Consider the following 1,791-nt stretch of genomic DNA (forward strand, 5'->3'; position numbering starts at 1 on the left):
CCATAATTGCATGCATCACACTTTATAACACCATCGTCACAATAAGTACAATCACTCTCTATTCCCCCTGTACCATCACAATTGCTACAGTCAAGCTTACCAGATCCACCGCAAACTTCGCATTTAAGCCAACCAAAACCGTCACAATTTGGACAATCTACCCTAGCGGTGGAACCATAGGTGTAGCTACATGGTCCATCACACTCATAGCACAAATCCTGCGATATATCATGCTCCATCCGCACATGTCCGCAATTTCCGCACAAATCACCACCACCAGCTCCGTATACGAGGACATTTTTACCGTTTATTAGCATTACTGAAACCACTATCGCTAATGTAAGAACGACACTAAACAGTTTTTTCGCAACCCTGTTATTTGGCGTCGTTGCTTCCAGAAATAATTGCCCCTCTTTTTATTTCTCTGCAGACTTTCTTTTTGCTACAACAAGAATTATTACTACTACAGCAGCTACCACTGGTACGGCAATAATCATTATAGTCTGCCCCTGTGAAAGCACAGAGCCAGTTGTTGTAGCATGGTCACTGTCAGTAGTATAAGTCACTTTTACAGATGTTACTTCTTCGAAATAACCTCCTACGTTTACCGACCTAGCAGAACCTGTCCACACTACACCAGAGGATGTTTCCGTCCAACCGTCGCCATTGACTTCGAAAATCACACCCGCTGTAATTTCAATTCGAGTAATAATGTCGCCATTTTTTGTAGAAATTTGGAAGTTATCACCCCACCAACTATAGCCACCTTTTATGTACTCTATATTACCAGTAAGCGATTTGATTACGACTCCATTGATCTCACTACTTTCACCACTAGTCAGCGCAAAATGATTAGGCAGCAAGGCGGTTACGGTTTCTGCCGCATGTCCATTGCTAGTTTCGATGGAATCCTCGGTGAAGCTAAAGCTACATTGTTTATCACACGCATCGCACCAATCCTGAGATGCAACATGATCTGTCCACATATGTCCGCAATTTCCGCACACATCAGAAGCAGCTCCGTATACGAGGACATTTTTATCGGTGATTAGCATTACTGAAACTACTATCGCTAAGGTAAGAATGACACTAAACAGTTTTTTCGCAACTCTGTTCTTTGCTTTTTTTGTACCCATATATACTTTCCCCTTTTTATTTCTTTGCAGACTTTCTTTTTGCTACAACAAGAATTATTACCACTGCTGCAGCAACCACTGGTACGGCTATAACGAGCCCAATATTTCCCTCTGAAAGGACTGAACCGGCATTCAAACCGCCGTCCTCAAATTCACATTCATAGTAGTTTTCATCATTATAAGGCTGTGTGCATTTATTGATGATAGTATCATCTGTGCCGTCTACCCAGTTTCCTTTTCCATCAGCCTTACAATTGACAAATGTACATTCCTCCACCTTTAAATCGTCAGTATAATATCCTGCATAGATGGCTCCTCCGTCAGCATCTTTACCCCTTGCACTGCACTGCTCAAAAGAACATTTCTCGATCTTGATAACATCATCATTTGTAAAGATAGCGCCGCCGTCTTCCTTTTCTGATTCGCACTCTTTAAAAGAGCAGTTAGAAACTAATGCATTTTCCTGGTTAAGATAGATAGCGCCGCCCTCTTTATTTGTTGACCAGCATTCACTAAAACTGCACCCCAAAATGGATGTATAGGCACCATCACTATAGATGGCTCCGCCCTCCTTCTCCGAACTGCATTGCTCAAATCTGACCCCTTTAATAGTCACATTTTTATCGTTAATATAGATTGCGCCGCCTTTATCACC

General features: G+C 42.0%; 3 protein-coding genes. All 3 read right to left on the bottom strand.

What is annotated here, in order from left to right:
- Positions 1 to 157: 157 nt before the first annotated feature.
- On the bottom strand, positions 158 to 298 hold the full coding sequence (locus tag ACR2F3_RS13705) for a hypothetical protein (RefSeq protein WP_432710544.1): 141 nt from the start codon (positions 296 to 298) through the stop codon (positions 158 to 160).
- Positions 299 to 416: 118 nt separating this feature from the next.
- Positions 417 to 1,007, bottom strand: coding sequence for a hypothetical protein (locus tag ACR2F3_RS13710; protein ID WP_432710545.1), 591 nt, complete (start codon positions 1,005 to 1,007; stop codon positions 417 to 419).
- A gap of 145 nt (positions 1,008 to 1,152) precedes the next feature.
- A partial coding sequence (locus tag ACR2F3_RS13715) for a right-handed parallel beta-helix repeat-containing protein (RefSeq protein ID WP_432710546.1) occupies positions 1,153 to 1,791 on the bottom strand: 639 nt, incomplete at its 5' end.

This window comes from Pedobacter sp. (assembly GCF_045627485.1).
GTDB lineage: Bacteria > Bacteroidota > Bacteroidia > Sphingobacteriales > Sphingobacteriaceae > Pedobacter.

What these genes read in the sequence shown, in the direction of transcription:
- ACR2F3_RS13705 (WP_432710544.1), bottom strand. Translation starts at nt 298, where the DNA reads ATGTCCTCGTATACGGAGCTGGTGGTGGTGATTTGTGCGGAAATTGCG.